This is a genomic window from Pseudomonas sp. DD1, from assembly GCF_044510355.1.
In the GTDB taxonomy this organism is placed as follows: domain Bacteria; phylum Pseudomonadota; class Gammaproteobacteria; order Pseudomonadales; family Pseudomonadaceae; genus Aquipseudomonas; species Aquipseudomonas shahriarae.
In genome coordinates this window covers 77,472-96,926 of record NZ_MSAJ01000029.1, presented here as the reverse complement: position 1 = coordinate 96,926, position 19,455 = coordinate 77,472, and the positions used below count along the sequence as shown (strand labels likewise).

The 19,455-nt window shown below is 50.9% G+C and carries 12 protein-coding genes and 1 tRNA gene; 7 read left to right on the top strand and 6 right to left on the bottom strand.

The window, feature by feature from the left end:
• Positions 1–184: 184 nt before the first annotated feature.
• Positions 185–1,189, top strand: coding sequence for a sensor domain-containing diguanylate cyclase (locus tag PSFL_RS16785; protein ID WP_057436982.1), 1,005 nt, complete (start codon positions 185–187; stop codon positions 1,187–1,189).
• 576 nt (positions 1,190–1,765) lie between these two features.
• On the opposite strand, the gene PSFL_RS16780 is transcribed toward PSFL_RS16785, so the two are convergent.
• The 3 genes from PSFL_RS16780 to gabD form a co-directional block, all read right to left on the bottom strand.
• The gene (locus PSFL_RS16780) at positions 1,766–2,977 is read right to left on the bottom strand and encodes an HDOD domain-containing protein (protein ID WP_397470299.1); all 1,212 of its coding nucleotides are present in this window, start codon (positions 2,975–2,977) and stop codon (positions 1,766–1,768) included.
• 135 nt (positions 2,978–3,112) lie between these two features.
• Entirely contained in the window at positions 3,113–4,393 is a 1,281-nt protein-coding gene (gene gabT, locus PSFL_RS16775; protein WP_057436980.1) for a 4-aminobutyrate--2-oxoglutarate transaminase, read from the bottom strand.
• Positions 4,394–4,573: 180 nt separating this feature from the next.
• Entirely contained in the window at positions 4,574–6,016 is a 1,443-nt protein-coding gene (gabD, locus tag PSFL_RS16770; RefSeq protein WP_057957966.1) for an NADP-dependent succinate-semialdehyde dehydrogenase, read from the bottom strand.
• A 369-nt stretch (positions 6,017–6,385) separates the two neighbouring features.
• Here gabD and PSFL_RS16765 point away from each other — a divergent pair.
• Positions 6,386–6,462: transfer RNA gene (locus PSFL_RS16765), tRNA-Arg, on the top strand.
• Positions 6,463–6,567: 105 nt separating this feature from the next.
• Positions 6,568–7,650 carry a site-specific integrase gene (locus PSFL_RS16760; RefSeq protein ID WP_397470298.1) on the top strand — a complete coding sequence of 361 codons (1,083 nt, stop codon included), beginning with the start codon at positions 6,568–6,570 and terminating at the stop codon, positions 7,648–7,650.
• Between the two features lie 3 nt (positions 7,651–7,653).
• On the opposite strand, the gene PSFL_RS16755 is transcribed toward PSFL_RS16760, so the two are convergent.
• Positions 7,654–8,238 carry a hypothetical protein gene (locus tag PSFL_RS16755; RefSeq protein WP_397470297.1) on the bottom strand — a complete coding sequence of 195 codons (585 nt, stop codon included), beginning with the start codon at positions 8,236–8,238 and terminating at the stop codon, positions 7,654–7,656.
• 109 nt (positions 8,239–8,347) lie between these two features.
• On the opposite strand from PSFL_RS16755, the gene PSFL_RS16750 reads away from it, so the two are divergent.
• From PSFL_RS16750 to PSFL_RS16735, 4 genes are all read left to right on the top strand, one after another.
• Positions 8,348–8,650, top strand: a complete 303-nt coding sequence (locus PSFL_RS16750; RefSeq protein ID WP_397470296.1) for a helix-turn-helix transcriptional regulator — start codon at positions 8,348–8,350, stop codon at positions 8,648–8,650.
• Positions 8,647–9,264 (top strand): helix-turn-helix domain-containing protein, encoded by a 618-nt coding sequence (locus PSFL_RS16745; protein WP_397470295.1) that lies wholly within the window; start codon positions 8,647–8,649, stop codon positions 9,262–9,264. Before PSFL_RS16750 ends, PSFL_RS16745 begins: the two co-directional genes overlap by 4 nt.
• A gap of 1,039 nt (positions 9,265–10,303) precedes the next feature.
• Complete coding sequence (gene mobA, locus PSFL_RS16740) at positions 10,304–10,606, top strand: plasmid mobilization protein MobA (RefSeq protein ID WP_169852210.1); 303 nt, start codon at positions 10,304–10,306, stop codon at positions 10,604–10,606.
• Positions 10,607–10,782: 176 nt separating this feature from the next.
• Positions 10,783–11,016 (top strand): AlpA family phage regulatory protein, encoded by a 234-nt coding sequence (locus tag PSFL_RS16735; protein ID WP_397470294.1) that lies wholly within the window; start codon positions 10,783–10,785, stop codon positions 11,014–11,016.
• Positions 11,017–11,452: 436 nt separating this feature from the next.
• Here the strand turns inward: PSFL_RS16735 and PSFL_RS16730 are convergent, their stop codons facing one another.
• The gene (locus PSFL_RS16730; RefSeq protein ID WP_397470293.1) at positions 11,453–13,324 is read right to left on the bottom strand and encodes a hypothetical protein; all 1,872 of its coding nucleotides are present in this window, start codon (positions 13,322–13,324) and stop codon (positions 11,453–11,455) included.
• A complete protein-coding gene (locus PSFL_RS16725; protein ID WP_397470292.1) occupies positions 13,325–19,144 on the bottom strand; it encodes a hypothetical protein in 5,820 nt (1,939 codons plus the stop codon).
• Positions 19,145–19,455 lie beyond the last annotated feature (311 nt).

Sequence of the window (19,455 nt, the reverse complement as noted above, 5' to 3'; positions counted from 1 at the left end):
CCAGTCCTTACCGGCTCCACAGTTTTTTGGCGCCATTTCACAGTCACCGAACATTCCGTCTCAATCGCGACTGATAACGGAACTTAGCTGCAATTCCCCTCTCTCAAACAACACTTCGCCATCCTGGCGGGCCTTGTTTTAACTGCTGTTCAATGCTGCGGCATGTCCAGAGAGAATTGTGCCGATGGTCCACGAAACGGACTCCCCGATCCCCACCACACCTGACTCAACGGATACGTCACGGCCGGCTGCCGCTACCTTGCTGGCGTTGATGCATGCCCAGGGCGAAGTGGAGCGTCTGAGCCAGCGTGAACAGCTGTTGAGCTCGCTGCTGGTCAGTGTGAACGCCGTGCTCTGGGCCATCGAGTGGGAGACCCGCCGCGTGCTGTACGTAAGCCCGGCCTATGAGCGCATCTTCGGGCGCTCGGCCAGCCTACTGTTGGCCGAGCACCGTGGCTGGCGCGACAGCATCCACCCTGAAGACCAGCATTACGCCGAGCACAGCCTGGCCCAGGTGCTGGAGCTGGGGGCGGTCGAGAATCGCCAGTACCGCATCATCACCGCAGACGGGCAGATCCGCTGGCTCAGCGACAAGTGCTTTACCAACCAACAGGCCACCCCAGGGAAACCGTTGATTGTGGTGGGCATCGCTGAGGACATCACCGAAAAAAAGCACCTGGAACTCGAGCTGCAGCGCCTGGCCACCACCGACGTGCTAACCCGCAGCAGCAACCGTCGCCATTTCTTCGAGTGCGCCCATCACGAATTCGAACGTGCCTGCACCCAAGGCCTGCCCCTGGCCTTCCTGTTGCTGGATATAGATAACTTCAAGGCCATCAACGACACCTACGGCCACCTGGAGGGCGATCAGGTGTTATTGCGTATCGCCGAGAGCGGCCGCGGGGTATTGCGCCGTGGCGACCTGTTCGGGCGCATTGGCGGCGAGGAATTTGCTGCAGTGCTGCCGGGGTGCGAACCGGAAAGGGCCATGCAGGTCGCCGAACGCCTGGGGCAGGAAGTGCGCCAACTGGAATTCAGCCATGACGGCCGGCCCTATGGCGTGACCGTCAGCCAGGGTCTGGCCAGCCTCACCGGCGCAGATGCTACCCTGGATAGCCTGTTCGCCCGGGCTGATGCGGCCATGTATGAAGCCAAGCGCCAGGGCAAGAACCGGGTGATTGTCGGCTGAATGCCTGCCCTTTCACGGCCCTAAAAAATAGCGCCTGGACCACCGCCATCGCGGGCAAGCCCGCTCCCACAGGGGATCTCGACCAGACTGGGAATTCTGGATACCCCACAAACCCCATGTGGGATCTCGACCAGGCAGGGAGTTCTGGATACTCCACAAACCCCATGTGGGAGCTCGACCAGGCTGGGAGTTCTGGATACCCCGCAAACCTCATGTGGGAGCTCGACCAGGCTGGGAGTTCTGGATACTCAACAAACCCCATGTGGGAGCTCGACCAGGCTGGGAGTTCTGGATACCCCACAAAACCCATATGGGAGCTCGACCAGGCTGGGAGTTCTGGATACTCCACAAACCCCATGTGGGAGCTCGACCAGGCTGGGAGTTCTGGATACCCCACAAAACCCATATGGGAGCTCGACCAGGCTGGGAGTTCTGGATACCCCGCAAACCTCATGTGGGAGCTCGACCAGGCTGGGAGTTCTGGACACACCACAAATCAAATGTGGGAGTTGTCGAGCTTTAGCGAGGCTACGATGGCGGCGGCACATTCAGCATTGTTGCTGGCGGACACAGCGCCTACCCAGGCTTGCGGATACGCGTCAGCTCTGCAAACCCGACCTTGAGCAACCTCGCCGTCTTGCCCTTGGCTAACACCTCGACCCCTTCATGCTCGGTCAGCCCTGCCAGTTGCGCCGCGATGTTCATCACCAGCGCCTCACGGGAATACACCCCGCCTTCCAGGGAGTAGGTCGCCGCGATCAGTTGGCGCAGCTCCAGGGGCAAGCGCCAGCGCGTGCGCAGCGCCGAGCCATAGCTGGCGCCAAAGGTGGACAATGACTCGCCAATCAACGCCTCATCCAGTTCACCACCGCCCTGGCGCCACTCCTGCAAGCTGCGCAGCAGGGCCAGGTCGCCCAACCGATGGAGAATACCGGCGCTGTAACAGCGTTCGTGTTCCAGGTCGAGCATGCGCGCCAGTGAACGACCGTATTGCGCAGTTCGCTGGGACAACTGCCAGTAACGCTCAGCGTATTCCATCAGGCTGGCATCGCTGAGGATCACGTTGTGCTTGAGGGCCAGGCCGAGGATCAGGTTCATGCTCTGCCCGGCGGCCAGTTTGTGCAGCGCCATGGACAGGGTCTGCACCGGTGTGCCGTGCTGGCCGGCGCTGTTGGCGGCGGCGATCAGCACCGCGGTGATCTGTGGATCAACCTTGACCTGCTCTTCCAATTGCTTGAGATCCAGCCCCTGCGGCGTGAGGCTGCGTTGCACGGCCGCCTTGACGTCAACCCGCAGCGGCGCGCCGTCCGACAGCTCGCGACGCTGCTCCAGGAACACCGGCAAGGACATGCCCGCCGCCAGGGCGGGGGGTTCGCAATACACCGTTTCGCCTTCGTTGAGCAACAAATCCTGCAGGCGTTGCGTAAGACCCTCCATGTTCAGTGGCTTGGTCAGGTAGGCGGTGGGCGCCAGCGGCAATACCTCGCGCACGCTGGCGCCGTCATTGCGTGTACTCAGCAGGATGAACGGCAACACGGGCACCCGCCGACGCTGACGCACACTGCGCAACAGGCTCAGGCCGTCAACGCCCGGCAGCTCCCAATCGGCAATGATCAAATCGTAGGATTTGTCTCGCAGCAGCTCGGCGGCGTGCTGCCCGTCGGCGCACACATCCAGCCGCGCGTCGCAGCGCACATTCAACAACACCTGCTTGAGCAGATCCCGCGACCAAGGGTCGGGCTCGGCAATCAGCACACGGGGTACAGCAGGTAAATCAACAGCAGTCATGCAGCACGCTCCATCGGCAATCCTTGCACATTAGACAAAGGAAGCGCCTGCGTACAAGGAACAAGGCCTGAATAGGTGCATAGCCCACAAAAAAACCCGCCGAAGCGGGTTTTTTTCGATCCAGCCAACCTGCACTTACAGCTCGGAGAAGCACTCTTCGATGATCGCCAAACCTTTGTCCAACTGCTCGTCCGGCGAGGTCAGCGGGACCAGCACGCGCAACACGTTGCCGTAGGTGCCGCACGACAGCAGGATCAGGCCCTTGTCACGCGCCTTGGCAACCACCGCGGCCACCGCAGCAGCGTTCGGCTTGTGGCTGTCGCCGTCCTCGAACAGCTCGACCGCGATCATCGCGCCCAGGGCACGCACTTCGCCGATCACCGGGTACTTGGCCTGGATGGCTTTCAGGCCAGTGACCAGACGCTCGCCAACAGCCTTGCAGCGGTCCAGCAGATGCTCTTCTTCGAACACTTCCATCACGGCCAGGGCCGCGGCGCACGCGATCGGGCTACCGGCATAGGTGCCACCCAGGCCACCTGGGGCAATGGCGTCCATGTATTCTGCCTTGCCGCACACGCCAGCCAGCGGGAAGCCGCCCGCGATGGATTTGGCAAAGGTGGTCAGGTCGGCAGCAACGCCCATCTGCTCCATGGCAAAGAAGGTCCCGGTACGGCCGGCACCGGTTTGCACTTCGTCGGCGATCAGCAGGATGCCGTGCTTGTCGCACAGTTCGCGCAGGCGCTTCATGAAGGCTTTAGGCGCTACGTAGAAACCGCCCTCGCCCTGTACCGGCTCGATGATGATGGCAGCAATATCACGCGGCTCGGCATCGTTCTTGAAGATGCGTTCGATGCTAGCGATGGAGTCGTCGATGCTCACGCCGTGCAACTCGTTCGGGTACAGCGCACGGAAGATACCGCCTGGCATCAGGCCCATGCCAGCGGAGTACGGTACAACCTTGCCGGTCAGGCCCAGGGTCATCATGGTGCGGCCGTGGTAAGCGCCGGTGAAAGCGATCACGCCGGCACGGCCAGTCGCGGCACGCGCAATTTTCACGGCGTTTTCCACGGCTTCGGAACCGGTGGTGACCAGCAGGGTTTTCTTGGCGAAATCACCTGGCACCTTGGCGTTAACTTTTTCGCACAGCTCCACGTACGGCTCGTAAGCCAGGACCTGGAAGCAGGTGTGGGTCAGCTTGTTCAACTGCTCGGTCACGGCCGCGATGATTTTCGGGTGCAGGTGACCGGTGTTCAGTACGGCGATGCCGCCGGCGAAGTCGATAAACTCGCGACCTTCAACGTCAGTCACGGTGGCGTTCTTCGCGGATTCGGCGAAGATCGGGTGAATCTGGCCAACACCGCGCGGTACAGCGGCTTCGCGGCGTTTCATCAAGGAAGCGTTGGTCTTGTTGCTCATAAAGTCCTCATTCGCCACTCATCGGGTGGCGTGGTCCAAGGAATACGTGACGGGGAGGCAACTACGGCAGCATGCGATGATCGACTGCCACAGCTTTCCCGGCCACTTCGAATAACGGTTTGAAGCACGCAAAGGGACAGCGCTCTCGTGCCCTTTGCGTTTGCAGCGATACCTTGCCGGTTAGATACCCAGGCAGAGGTATTTGATTTCCAGGTAATCCTCGATACCGTACTTGGAGCCTTCACGGCCCAGGCCCGACGCCTTAATACCGCCGAACGGCGCCACTTCGTTGGAGATCAGCCCGGTGTTGACGCCGACCATGCCGTATTCCAAGGCCTCGGCCACACGGAACACACGGCCCAGGTCGCGGGCATAGAAGTAGGAGGCCAGGCCAAATTCGGTGTCGTTAGACATCGCGATCACTTCGGCTTCGTCTTTGAAGCGGAACAACGGCGCCAGCGGGCCGAAGGTTTCTTCCTTGGCCACGGCAGCGTTTTTCGGCACGTTGGTGAGGATAGTCGGCTCGAAGAAGTTGCCTTCCATAACCTTACCGCCCGCCAACAGGGTCGCACCTTTGCTCAAGGCATCGGCGATGTGTTCCTGGACCTTGGCCACGGCTTTTTCGTCGATCAGCGGGCCAGTCGTGGTGCCTTCTTCCAGACCGTTGCCGATCTTCAATTTGGCTACGGCCACTTTGAGTTTTTCCGCGAACGCGTCGTACACCGAATCCTGGATGTACAGGCGGTTGGCGCACACGCACGTCTGGCCGTTGTTGCGGTACTTGGAGATGATCGCGCCTTCGACGGCCTTATCCAGGTCGGCGTCGTCGAACACGATGAACGGCGCGTTGCCGCCCAGTTCCAGGGAAACTTTCTTGATGTCCTTGGCGCATTCGGCCATCAACTGGCGACCGATTTCGGTCGAGCCGGTGAAGGACAACTTACGCACGGTCGGGTTGCTGGTCAGCTCGCTGCCGATATCGCCAGCGCTGCCGGAGACCACACTGAACACGCCGTTTGGAATCCCGGCACGCTGGGCCAGCTCAGCCAGGGCAAACGCCGAGAACGGGGTTTGCGACGCAGGCTTGAGGACCATGGTGCAACCGGCAGCCAGGGCCGGGCCGGCTTTACGGGTGATCATCGCGGCCGGGAAGTTCCACGGCGTGATGGCGGCGGTGACGCCGATCGGCTGCTTCATCACGATCAGGCGCTTGTCTGGCTGATGGCCAGGGATCACGTCCCCGTAGATACGCTTGGCCTCTTCGGCGAACCACTCGATAAACGAAGCGGCGTAGACGATTTCGCCCTTGGCTTCGGCCAGCGGCTTGCCCTGCTCCAGAGTCATCAGACGCGCCAGGTCATCCTGGTTCTCGATGATCAGCTCGAACCAGCGACGCAGCTTGTTTGCACGGTCCTTGGCAGTCAGTGCGCGCCAGGCCGGCAAAGCCTTGTCGGCGGCTTCGATGGCACGACGGGTTTCGGCGGCGCCCATCTTCGGCACGGTGCCCAGGATCTCGCCAGTCGCGGGGTTGTTGACCTTGATCGTTTGACCGTTGTCCGCATCGACCCAAGCGCCATCAATAAAGGCTTGCTGGCGGAACAACTGGGTGTCTTTAAGCTGCATGTCGGCTTTCCTTAACAGCACCGCGCGCGCGCGGGGCAAATTAGAGTTGTTGAAAGGCGCCTCGAAGGCTGCCGTCAGGGAAATCAGTCACTGGGCGCAAGCTGAAACATCGCGCACGGGAGACAGAGCGTTTGAAATCTCAAACGAATCCTAGGATCAATGGGGGGGCAGGGCAATAGTCTGTTCGAAAAAAAGAACGAAAACGGCGCATTAGCCGAATTATTCTGACAGGCGCACAACAGCCGGATTCAGCGCCAAGGACGCACACCGCCCGGTACAGAGCCTCGCCGCTCCAGAATCCTACCGGCAGACGGCCAAAAACCAGCATGGACGCCCAAGGTCGACATGGGTATGATGGCGCCCGCACAAGCATCCGTAGCTCAGCTGGATAGAGTACTGCCCTCCGAAGGCAGGGGTCGTGGGTTCGAATCCCGCCGGGTGCACCATCTTATTTCCCTTGTATTACAAGGGGATAGCGCTCCTGACAGAAACCTGTCCTAGTCCTGAAAGTCGTTTTTGCCACAAATTTGCCACACTCAAAAGTGGCGGAAATGGTCGAAATGGCAACAATCAGGAATCGCGGCGAGTATCAGTGGGAAGCGCAAATCCGCCGTAAGGGCTATCCAGCCCAGCGCAAAACCTTCGAAACCAAAGCCGATGCCCAAGCTTGGGCGCGTATGATCGAAAGCGAAATCGACCGGGGTATTTTTGTCTCTCGGGTCGAGGCTGAACGCACCGCTTTTCACCAACTCATTGATCGCTATATCTCTGAGATTGCTCCGAAGCACAAAGGTGCGTACTCGGAAATCAAACGTCTGGAAGCGCTTAAGCGTCATCCGCTGGCAACACGTATCGTCGCCACACTCACCTCCTCCGACTTTGCCCGTTACCGCGACGAGCGCCTGAAGATTCGCAAGGGTAATACCGTTAAGCGTGAGCTGGCTTTGTTTCAGTGCGTGATTGAGGTCGCTCGCCGGGAATGGGGAATTCACCTCGGTGAGAACCCGGTGCGGATGGTCAGCCGCCCGAGCTATAACGACGAACGCTCGCGACGCCTGGACCCAATTGAAGAGCAATACATCCTCAGCGCCTTGGAGCTTCGGGAGCGCCGGGCCGATGGAACCTATGCGGACGCCTCGCACAACCCTTGGATACGGTCCATCGTGCAACTGGCAATTGAAACCGCCATGCGCCGTGGCGAGCTATTCGAGTTGCGCTGGAAGCATGTGAATCTGGATCGCAAAACCGCTCATCTTCCAGCGACCAAGAACGGGCTACCAAGAACCGTCCCACTCTCCCCGCGAGCTATTCAGCTGCTCAAGGACTTGCCACGCTCACTTTGCGGCCGAGTCTTCCCCACCACCGCAGACGCTCTCAAGAAGGCCTTCACTCGCGGTTTGGAGCGAGCAAGGACGAAATACTTAGGAGATTGCGAACGCGCTCTGGTAACGCCCCAGGAAGACTTTCTGCTCGATCTGCGCTTCCACGACCTACGCCATGAGGCCACTTGCCGGCTGGCCACCAAACTTCCCAATCTGATTGAGCTGGCCAGCGTGACTGGACACCGCGAGGTGAACATGCTGAAGCGTTACTACAACATCACCGCAGAAGAACTCGCGGCGAAGCTAGCTTGATGGTCAGTCGATAATTTCAAGCCCCAGGGAGCGAGCCAGCTCTCTGGTCTCTGAATCCGTTCGCACACGGTTTAGCGCCGTCTCCTCGCGTTCCCGCTGCTTGAGTAGATAAACCTCGTTGAAACACTCGATAACCTGCTCACGGGTTAAGTCCGCTATCGATACCCGACGCTTGAGGGTGTTCAGAATATTGCGCGCACTGAGCTGAGCCGCTTCCCGCAGATACGTCCTCAACAGCAAATCGCGAAAAACCCAATCACTGACCCACTCCTTCGATAAAGCCCAAAACAACAGCCGTTGATAGGTATCCCAAGCCATGCGCGTTTGGCCACTCAGATACCGCCGCAGAATCCGCCCATCTGCATCCTTGAAACCGTAAATGCCGAGCTCCGTAAGCAATCGCTCCAAGGCGACCTTCGACATACCCGACTTGAGCAAAATCCCGGAGAACAAGTACTCCACCAGATCCACCGGAACACGGACAACAAAGTTTTTCCGGCCCGCTCCTTGATGACTTTCAATCTCACGGAAAACGAGCTGAAAGACTTCTTCAGGATTGATACCGGACTCAAAGGACGATGGCTGCATGTACCCATTCTTTGGCTAACAGCCGCATCTGTCAAAAAGGTGTCCTAGTTGATCGGTCCTCGATTGGCGAAAGCTGCACGTACTCCATAGCAACCGAGCGACATTAGCGATGAGCGTCGATTACGAAACCATTCAAAAAATCCAAAAGCTTTCGGATGACGTACTGATAGGCGTGGCCGAAGTCGCGGCGCTTACGGGCTTCAGCGTGCTGACTGTGCGTCAGCGCAAGTTGCCAGGCCTTGAGCCCGTGCCAGGACTTTCACGCCTGCGCTGGCGGCTGGGTGATTTGCGACAGTGGATGCGCACAGGCGCAGAAAGAAAACTGAACTCACCCCCACGCTCCCCTTTTGACGCTGATATTAGAAAAGTCGGGCGCCCTAGCAAAAAGACCCAAGTGGAGGGGCGAAAATGAGCAGCTTGGAAGTTTCAGGCGATCCAAGCCCTCAAACGCCAGACGACCATCTGCAATCCAATACGTACTGGTTTCATATCTTCCAGGCCATGGTGGATCACGAGCTCTCAAAACTCGGCCCTGACGCGTTTGCGGTTTACTGCGTGATTAAGTCCCACTGCAACCTAAAGACTGGTTTGTCGATTCCCTCGATTCAGACCATCGCGCAGAAAGCAGGCATCAGCGAGCGCCAAGTCATGCGCAAGATAAAAACGCTCGAAGCGGGGGGATACATCAGCAAGACCCGCTCTCGTAAGTACAACGAATATTCGCTCACGGAAAAGATAGCGATCAAAGACAGCCAAGGTCGACCACGAGCCCTCGCACATTGGAAATATCGACCCGCGCAGATCCAAAGCACTGTGGAAGAGCTGAAACGCATGCTTCGCCACAAGCAAACGGTTGGGCAAGACATTTACATCGAACACCTACACATCGTTCAGAGCCAAACCAACATCGGTTTTCAGATCAGCCCGGCCGATTTGGAAAATTTGGCTAATAGCAATCCTGCTATCTACCAAACGCTTCTGTCGATCCGCAGCTCAATCCAAAAACGCAACAGCACTGAAGAGTAGGGTTATGCACAAGCCAGTCAGTCACGTGACTGCTGGGCAGGCGTGACCTCATTTCAAGTGACGGCATGTCAGCTCAAAACTGCTTTCAACTGACACCCCGTCAGACATACAAGAAGAGATATCAACCAAATCTAAACGGCATTCCAAAGCAGAACTTGCTCCCTGTTGATAACCATGCGGAGCCTGGACATCAACAGGAACCTCATTCAGGTAATAGAGGTGTCAATCGCTATCACTGAACGCCGGTGGCGCAATGCGCTGCCGACGCTGACTGGGATCCTGTGAGGAACGCATAACGTCCTTGATGCGTTGAGCAGACGCCTCGATATCGTCAGACGCTGCCTTCTCGATAGTACGGCTCAGCCGCTCACGATTGGAGCGTTTCAGTTGCATGATCTCAGCGTAACTACTTTTTGAGTGACTAGACGAGCACATAAAAAATCTCCAGCGATCATGACTACTCATACACACAAGCTCAGGGGGCGACGAATCAACCAGCTCCCGAACTCTTTCATCAGATAGCTGACTTTAGCTCCTCTGTGACCTCACCACAAATATCCCGAAATGCATTCTCTTCCATCATGAGTTTTCATCTATGAGCATCTCATTTTCATCTCTCGGCAGTGGTCTTAAAAATCAATCGGAGCTAGGCAAGACTGCATCCGTATCGTCAATCAGCCCTACACATAACACCCGATTGGATCTGCCCTGTTCCGACGCGGTCACCGTCCGCTCATCGTCTTGCACTCATCTCAAACTGATGCACCTATGATCAACGCGATTGTCCCAAATACGCTTTTTTGTCGTACCCGTGCTGTCCTCCTGATTGCCAACGCTCCCTGCACCTCCTTCGTATCCAGATTTTGCAGGTATCACCTATTTTTTCGAGGGAACTACATGGACAAGGTAGGGTTTGTGATACCGCCAGTACCTGGCACCTCACAACCGGCGCGCACCAGTCGTTGCACTCCCTCTGCTTTGCCTACCTTCCCCACTCAGGGCAAGCCCCTAGACCCCAACACCTGGAAAAGGAAAAAACATGAGCCGTAGTGAACAACGCCGACGCACTGGTTGGCTGCCGGCAATTCGATGCTTTGAGGAAGAAGAGACACAGGTACGCGAGAAGGCGCATGACTGCGGAATAAGCGTTGGTCAATTCATGCTGAGCGCGGCATTGAAGCGGCAGACCAGAAGCAGAATTGATTCCCATGTCATCAATGAACTGCGACGTCTAGGTGGTCTTCAGAAGCACCTCTTCACAGAAGGCAGCGGCGTGCTTTCCAAGGAGTATGCAAATGTCTTGGTTGAGATAACCGAGGCCATCAAGCGTATCGGCTGTTGAAAAAATCAGCAGGTGCTTCCCGGGTTCAAAGCTCTGTTTTTTAGTCATACAACGCGAGGACTTCATGCTATACAAGACCAATGCTGCGCAGCTCCAACCCAGCAGTCGAATTCATCACACCTTCGACCGGCATCTAGATCATTGCTCTCAGTCCTAACCACTCGGGAGCAAGACCTATGAAAGCCTCTATCACCGAGCTTCCCCGCCTTAACTCAGCAACTCAAAGTCCAATCTTCGATGCGTTTTCTACGTTCATCCGCATGTCTGAAGTTAAATATATCGTCAGCATGAAGCGCTCCAGCATCTACAAGCTCATGCAGCGCACCGATAGCGGCTTTCCCCAGCCTGTCAAATTGAGCAGCAGCGACGCGAGCGGTGCACACGTCGCGCGTGTGTTATCTGAAGTCTAAATATGGGCACGCAGCCGCATAGAAGCTCGCGACCGGGTGGCAGCATGAGAAATCGTGTCGCCAACAAGGCCATTCTGGTGCCCTTCTCCACGCTCAGAAAAGTCGGGGTTATGCCTCGGCGGATGAAAATTAGCAACTTAATAACTCTTCAAAGATAAATACAGCCTATTTATGCAGGCTACCCGTCATAATCTAGAGCAAAGCCAATGCAATAAATACAACGCAGTAAAACTATCATTTCATAACACGCAAACAACCAGACAAACAAACAGAATACACGCGAAAACCATTAACAAACAATTTACAGCTATGGCTTTTAGAGCCACAACTCAATCAGAGTAACCTTTGAAAAATCAATAACAACAGGTGTGGGCATTTAGAAACCACCATAAATAAGGGCTCGAATAGAGCCCTAAATAATATTTCCTACACGTGTTTAACTCCTCATGCTGACTGCAATTGGAGCACGAGGAGCGTACATCAACAATTCCAAGACACATGACACCGGAGAGATCAGTGTCTTATTAGTTGATGAAATCGATAGAATCTCAAAGTACCTTTCAATCAGCCCACCCAAAAACTCACGATATTTTTGACAGGTAACGGCCTCGGCAAATGCGGTACTATGAGAACTTTCTTTGCGCACTTCGTATTTCGATAGCACGTTACTCAATTCATCCGCTCCTGAGATTAAACAATTGGGAACGCTACCCATCTCGCCGTACAGAGCTATTAAATGCGCTAAATCAGAGTACCCTAGCAGCCCTGGCCTGAGCGAGTAAGGCTTCTTAGCAAACTCCACTAACTTTTTATCCATATCACCTGAGAGACCAGGAAACTTCCAAAAGCAAATATTCAACTCAAAAAAAGCGTAAACCTGCAATAAACTTTCTGGAGCTGTCATCACAGACTGAAGCGCATGAAATGTGTCGTGGCTTTCGGCAGCATCGAGTCTCAAAGATAGCAACTGGAGAAAGGGAAGTATATTTTCACGTTTACCCGACTCGCACACAAAATTTTCGATACGTAATTCTGGCTGAACTTTTTTGCACGAAAGAAAATCCGACAAGAGCTCTGATATTGGCTTCCAACATTCCAAGCTAGCAAAGCACTTAGATACTTGCTGGGGTAGAGCATTAGAACTTAAAAGTTTATTTAGCTTCCTTCTGGCAGCAGCCCATTGATCAGAGTTAGAAAAAACGTCATTCGTAAATTTACAGAAAAGAGTCAGGTCCCTGAGCGCAATCCAATACGATCCATTTATTTTATCAGCACCGTACAATACTTCAATCATATCAACCGCGGCATCAAAGTTTTCATCTTGATACAGCATCATCAAAGTTTTTGACCACGTCGGATCAGCGGATTTTGCAATTAAAGACGCCGCCGCCCATGCGAGCATTTCAAAACCGAGTGCTCCTTCTTTATTTAATAGAATTGGCTTCCAATCGTGATCCATAACGAAAGCTAGCGCAGTCGGGTAAAAACTGGGGTTGAGCAAGCTAACAAGAGACTTTTTATATGTATTTGATGTATTTATTGGATCAAGCCAATCTAATAGACGTTTGCAAATCTCAGGCGATCTTTGCTGTAAATACAGAGTTAACCCTCGCCCCCGTTTCCCCGAAACCTCATCCACAAGAAGGTCTACAACCCCCACTACACCACCCGACGACTTAAATAAAACCTCACAGGCGACGACATCAATGTTTTTGGATATTCCTATAGCAACTATTTCTGCAAAGCTATAGCCTTTCAATACCTTATTTCTATGACCTTGCCCCCAGTCAGAAGCCAGAAAAGGAGCCTTATTGGACTCCATAGCTTCCCACCTTTCACGCAACACGGTAAGCGAAACGGGCATAGTTACAACAGTTTTAAGATAATGCGAGTGCTCTAAATCTCTAAGAGCAGAACCTATATCTTCTCCAAGCTTGTCTAGTGCTTCATGAAAACGGTGCACTATTAATATCGGAACCCTACCCTGTTTAGTAACCGCAGCACAAGCTAGCTCCAATACGGAACGAGGATCCTGCTCATCAGCAACCTCATCCTCGACTGCCCAGCTCCTGGCCACGCTTTTAGCGAATACCATTTCTGTTTTGAAGTCGGCTGTATCTAAGCTCGCTATTGCTAATTTGTGAAAATGATCGCCTATGACTTCGTAGATTGCCCGCTCCGAGGTAAGAAACTCAATAACTTGACGCTCACCATTCATAGGCGGGCATACCAACACATAATTACTTCGCTGCAAGATCCAGGTCTTAATAACCTCAATCAAAATAACCTTTTGGGCTGATGGCAACATTTAGCTCGCTCCTTGGGCCAATTTAGCCAGTTGATGATCAATATTGGCCCACAACCTACCAGATGATTTACGTAGAGACTCACCTAAAATTGGAATTACAAAATCGATTTCCGGAACGGACTCCGTTTCAATTAACCGAATCAACCCCAAGCTTATACAGATATCTAATCCTCTATCAATTTTTGCTTTAGATATATTGTAGTGAGATACCAAACGACTCTCAGCGGAGCTTATTTTACCCCGGTAGGTTTTATGCCCACTTATAGGACTGTGAAGGTCGGCAAAAGAATAGAGTACCGCTTTAGCTAGAATGGCCTCTTCGCTCTTTTCAATAGATATAGTTGTTCTCAAATCATCTGATCCGGGATCGCCTCCCATATCATCCAACTTAGAGATCCCTGTATCCCTTGCTAAAAGTGCGCGTAGCCCTTCATTTACATCTGCCCGTAGAATATGTGTTTGCTTAGCCCGCGCGAACGTCGCGCCTGCTACGAGCTTCATATAATAAGGAATCCCTGCGCATACCCATATCAGGTGTTCCAAGGTATCTCTCGGAAACTCATATTTAGCTCGAACCTTACGTGGTTCTACTATTTGCCGCGCAGCGTCCTCAAGAGCCTTATTTTTGCAAGAAAAAGGGGTCAACTCTAAGTGATCAATACTATTGTAAAATGGCGATTCAGCATCAGTAATAAATATTTGTTTAGCTGCGGACGAACCGGCGAAAACCAACCCTATATCGCGCCTATCGGTTACTGTATGCCTAATTTGCCAAAGAATATCAATAGCAGTATTTTTTTTAACTCCACCTTCAAAATACATGGCGGCAAAGCGATCAATTTCATCTATCAAAAATATTATACGAGTACCCGGCTCTCTAAAACTTAGCAATCGATCTGACAGTTCTCCAATAAACGTTCCAGCATCAGAGTCAAACGGGAGATCACGCCCAATAGCCTCGAAATCCTCGTAAAGCTCACGCAACTCCTTATTAGGATTAAATGTGCGCAGACGCCTCCAAATCCACCGATTGAATGACGTACTATCAGCAAACGCTTCGTCAAGAGTCAAATACACAACTAAATTATCTCGATTAACCTTATGCGAAAAGGCGTCCAGGATTCTATAGAGCATAGTAGTTTTCCCAGATCTCCTCGGGCTGGAAATCCAGACGCTACGAACAGTTTTACTTCTAAATAGCGCTTTCTCAATTTTTTGCTCATCGATAACACGCGCAACATAATTATCACCGCGCATATGTACATCAGGAAAATTATCAAACGCATCATCTATTTCATCAGCAGAAAGTGGCTCAAATTCATCATCCCCAAAAATAGAGAACTCAACTGTTTGGCTAAAATTTGAAGACACGCCAGTTAAAGATACAACGGAGCATTCAAGTTCAACACTAAACTTAGATGCAAACTCATCCATCAACTTAAATGATACTGGTAGAGACGAGTCTACAAAGAAGGGACCGCTCAACTTTTCCGTAGAGGTTCCATTTGAAAACCGTACAGGGCAATTATTTGGCAATTTTAAAGTGATGCTATCAGGGCTATCAACCCGCCTAGGCTCTATTCGTAGCACACTTCGTAAAGTGCCATCGCCATGGCGTTCCAGCCCACCTAGTAGAGTTAATTTGGCAGCATTTTCACTGTGTGATATTGAATTGCTTAGGACGAGATCGGCAAATATCTGAAAAGGCTTAGCCTGAATACTTTTCTTCAGGTCAAAAAAACCTTGAAGCAAGTCACCATTCCCACTTACGAGTGCATCTTCTGCGACGCTTGCTAGTGCCTCAGCTTTCCTTTTCTCTAACTCTATCGGCGGCATAGTTAAGCAATAAGCAAGTGCGCGAGGAGAGTGAAATCTCCAAGCGAGATACATTAAAATTGCACGAGCCTCTGCTTGTTTTTGATCGCCTGCAAATCTCTCCCAAAAAGCCTTGAGACCTATAGTCTCAAAAACATCCACTTCAAAACAAAGCCTGAAGTTATCTTGGTGCATCACCGAAGAGCTCATGTTGGCCTGCAATGACTGCAACGCTTCAAGTGAAGAGTTACCATTAGTTTTTTCAAAACTTAGATCATTTATGCAGGCCATATCACGAATTAAGCGAGCAACAAGATCCCCAACGTGTGCTCGCATTGATTTTTCTTGATGCAAATACCTTACTACTGAAGATTTGACCTTCCCGTTTATCATTCTTAGCGTGTAAGAGAGCTCGGCTGTGCTGAGTATATCCACCGCAGATAAAGCCGAACTGACAGCCCAGTTAGCTAGTTCCTCAGAAGATGTAAACTTACTCTCTGATAGCTTCGCCAGTGAGCACCTAGCAACTGCATCCCAAGACTTATGATTTATGAGACTTGCGATATCTAACTTTAGAGTCTGACCACTCGTATCTATAGCATCAGCGACTTGTTTAGCCTTAACCAAAAGAACTTCAAAATTCTCATCCTCAACTTTAATTGATTTTTTTTGAGTAGGTGCTAGCTCTGCGATTTCGGCATGATCAGTTTCCATCGCCTCTGTTTCAACGAAACCTCTCTCTACAAAGACTTGTAGAATCTTATCGACCCCCGCCTTTCCTTCAGAAGATATTCGCTGCCATTGCTCCGCAGTATCAACTAGTATAGATATTAAATTTGAATGCTCCTCAAAAATTTTATCATCATTTCTAATATTCAATAGCAATATCTTTCCGAGCTTTCTGAGCTGAGACACGTACGTGGCGAGTAACGTACGACTCCTACTCAATTCACTGCAAATAGGATCGATTGCCTGCTCAAGATAATACGCAACCAAACCAGAAGATACAGCGCTGGGATAACGCTCAACGCAATCAAGATGATTAATACAGTCTTGAAGCTGAGCATCAAACTCAGAACCACTTAGACTTAGAAGCCTTTCTAAAACTTGCACATGCAGTCGCTGTTCTTTATAGCGATCTTGAAGTTGGTTCAGAAGCTTGTTTAAACCCACATTATCTGCATCAGCCAACGCTGGGCTATGTCCACCGAGCTTGGCAATTTTGTGCAGCAGAAACGTACGCTCCTCCAGCGCCTTACTGCTCTCATTTATTTCTAGCGCGATAATTTCAGCATTTGAAAGCGCTTTTTCCGCGAGGCGCCATTGCTGGTTGTCTAAATAAAGTTGAGCGGCTGATAGTGCTTTTGCTAAAGCAGCGTTTTCACTCATCCCCTCAAGCGCTGCTATTCGTTGAGTTAATTCCAGCGTGAGTTCTTCAATGAGCCTTTCAACTTCACGATCCAACGAAGGCGAAACCTCCTCGCTGGTGTCGTTTGCAACTGCGGCGTAACCTTCGAACAGACTATTAGATGCATAAATATCTAAAAGATACTCAGTCGTACCAAATCCAAATCCTGCAACCAGATCATCAGTATAAATTTCTTCATAGGTTACAGCCCTATCCGCAAACTTAGAAAAGGCTCTGGGGTGTAGTGCATCAACCTCTTTGAAGTCTGCAACACATGCAAGGTCCGCACTCCAGTTTCGGTTTTGGCATACATAACTATTAGACCTAAACTTTTGCTCTGTCGTCTTGGATTCTAGCCATCCTCGAACGATCGCACAGTCATGCTCAGAGGACTTAAAAACAACTCCAATATTTGACTTTAATACAACAAGAGGATCAGCTTTACGAAGCTGTGCTTTTTGGGTAACCGATCTATAAATATTAACCCAACCCTGTATTTCTGATAGTTTTAGAGATACTTGATTTCTAATAAATTTATCATATTCAGAATTCTTTTTCAGATGATCTGGAATTTCGGCCTTCCAGCCATCAATATAGTACTCCACTTCAAAATCAGCGATTAAACTTTCATACCGCGAAAGAAAACCTTTTACTCCATTTGAAGTTAAATCCTCAAGGAGCGGCGCAAATATCTCATCATATGCTGCCTGCCAAATATGGGCATACGTGGTTCTCCCCCCTTTCTTTCTGAAATCTAGAATCTCTCTTAACTCCTCTATGAAGGAGTCTAAAGATGTTTTCTCGTCTTGTACTCTTGCATTTCCGATTTGAACACCGGAAACACACAGGGCCAGGGTCTGCGAATTTAATGGCTCTACTGAAGGAGTAGAGACAATATCATAAATAGATTTGAAAAAATTCCTAACAGCCAAACTCGAATGATTATTAGAAATATCTCCAAGAGGGCTAGTACTCCAGTATATGTAAGAATCCATCCCCTGGCTTAGGGACTTCAAATACGCATCCATCTGAGTGAGCGCAACCAAAGTTTTCAGGGAGGGGTGCATCCGCGCTAGTTGCTCTTGCTGCCCAAGTGTAAGCCAAGATAAAGTGCATACGCATTCGGTTATAGTGGATGCATCAGATAAATGTAACTTCCTGCTAATGAGATCGCCAAGCTTTAGAGAAACCGCCTCAAATGTGCGCTGCGCAAGTATGCCCAGCTTTACCCCCAACTCACCAGTAAGTAGATAGTACTCCGCCAGAAACAACCATGCTTCGTTACTTAAGGTAGAATCTTTATAGACATTCCAACAAAGATTAGAACAATTATATCTTATAGCTTCAATAAATTCTTTTTCAGCTGCAAATCCAGATACAATTTGCTCATACGTTTCAACCAAGTGCTCAGCCGAACCCTTGAGATCTTCGTATTTATAAACCGTACTTGAGGATATGTTTTCCATGGAAACTCTAGAAAGTACTTCTACGTTATCCATCCCCCTTAACATTAGAAGCACTTCAGAGTTGAACTCTATCTTACATGAAACATGCTCAAACCACTGAGTACTTGAAACGAATGAAAACCTTTCCCTCTGTTTGTACTCAACGCTCGCTCCTAACTTTTTTATTTCCAGGTTTAAGCTAGTATCGATTTTATCAAGCAAATCAACCGCGTCTGATTTAACTTCAGAGCAAAGATCCTCTAGAGCTATGGAGCTATCTCTTATCTGTCTCAGAGTCAAAGAAGGATCATCTTCGCTTGCCAGGGACTTGATTTTTGATATTAAAGTGGTAGAGCTTGCACTATATTTATCAACTTTCTGCTCTAGCTCTTTTAAAGATGCTAAGAACCGTTCTCCAATTTCGCAGCGTTGAGTGATTTGAGTGGTTTGAGCTATAGGTTCTTCTTGATAGGCTAGAGAGGCACCACCTACTTCTGTCAACACATCAAAAAAGCTTTGCTCCAAACGAACAGACTCACTATGCGTCCATTTCGCCTCATACGCCCCATCTAGTAGATCGCTAAAGCCATTCTCTTCTAGGGCTAAAACAAATTCTTTGTAAAACTCCTGGATTACAAACTCTCCCGGATGAGTTTGTTGTCCGATTATTGAGTCTGTCAACATCTTCCATATAAACAACGACTTGTAACGATTTTCAAGTTTGGAGTTTTCTATGAGCCGAATCAGATCCGGAACCTTGCTAAGCTCGGGTAAATATTTATCTTTTTTAGATTTATAAGGAACAAAAAAACCTATCTTTCTTAAATTTTCAAAACCTAAACTGGGATCGTTTCCTTCAAAATATGCCCATATGATAGCGAGCAATGAAGGATAAGGCTTTTTATCTTGAGTTAGCCAACGACTAAAGAACGATGGGTCAACGACCAACTCTGCAAGCTTGTCAATTGCCGAATCTTTAGGGCTCAATGTTACAGCAGACAGGTCCTTAATCAGCGATCTTATTTTTGCACTACTTTTTGGATATCGCTGCCATAAGGTATGTAGAAATTCGCTATCAACTTTGCCTTGCTCCCCCTCAAGAGCTTTTGGGAGCCAAAAATTCAATTGCCCTTTTGATATATTCAAATTCATTATTACATTCCATAGCGTGCATCGCACGACCAGTGCCCATCGTTCCTTCACATTTCTACAAATTCACACTGTAGACCGTTTTATTTTCACCGTGGCGTAACTATAAAAAACTACAAGCACTAATACGTAATGGTTATCATTGTCGAAATTTCTGGCATGACCGTTTAATCACGGCGATTTGACATCATCGCGGACCTTTCGCCTGCGGTAAAGGCCCTGTCTACCCAGGCCCCGCAGAGGTAAGTGAATCTTCCCAAGATTCGTAACACGGTCGAATGTAGTGGTCTAATGAAACCGGACACCCATTTAGG

Bases quoted from the DNA above. Each gene is read 5' to 3' on its own strand.
- PSFL_RS16785 (WP_057436982.1), top strand. From the start codon at position 185: ATGGTCCACGAAACGGACTCCCCGATCCCCACCACACCTGACTCAACG.
- PSFL_RS16780 (WP_397470299.1), bottom strand. From the start codon at position 2,977: ATGACTGCTGTTGATTTACCTGCTGTACCCCGTGTGCTGATTGCCGAG.
- gabT (WP_057436980.1), bottom strand. From the start codon at position 4,393: ATGAGCAACAAGACCAACGCTTCCTTGATGAAACGCCGCGAAGCCGCT.
- gabD (WP_057957966.1), bottom strand. From the start codon at position 6,016: ATGCAGCTTAAAGACACCCAGTTGTTCCGCCAGCAAGCCTTTATTGAT.
- PSFL_RS16760 (WP_397470298.1), top strand. From the start codon at position 6,568: ATGGTCGAAATGGCAACAATCAGGAATCGCGGCGAGTATCAGTGGGAA.
- PSFL_RS16755 (WP_397470297.1), bottom strand. From the start codon at position 8,238: ATGCAGCCATCGTCCTTTGAGTCCGGTATCAATCCTGAAGAAGTCTTT.
- PSFL_RS16750 (WP_397470296.1), top strand. From the start codon at position 8,348: ATGAGCGTCGATTACGAAACCATTCAAAAAATCCAAAAGCTTTCGGAT.
- PSFL_RS16745 (WP_397470295.1), top strand. From the start codon at position 8,647: ATGAGCAGCTTGGAAGTTTCAGGCGATCCAAGCCCTCAAACGCCAGAC.
- mobA (WP_169852210.1), top strand. From the start codon at position 10,304: ATGAGCCGTAGTGAACAACGCCGACGCACTGGTTGGCTGCCGGCAATT.
- PSFL_RS16735 (WP_397470294.1), top strand. From the start codon at position 10,783: ATGAAAGCCTCTATCACCGAGCTTCCCCGCCTTAACTCAGCAACTCAA.
- PSFL_RS16730 (WP_397470293.1), bottom strand. From the start codon at position 13,324: ATGTTGCCATCAGCCCAAAAGGTTATTTTGATTGAGGTTATTAAGACC.
- PSFL_RS16725 (WP_397470292.1), bottom strand. From the start codon at position 19,144: ATGAATTTGAATATATCAAAAGGGCAATTGAATTTTTGGCTCCCAAAA.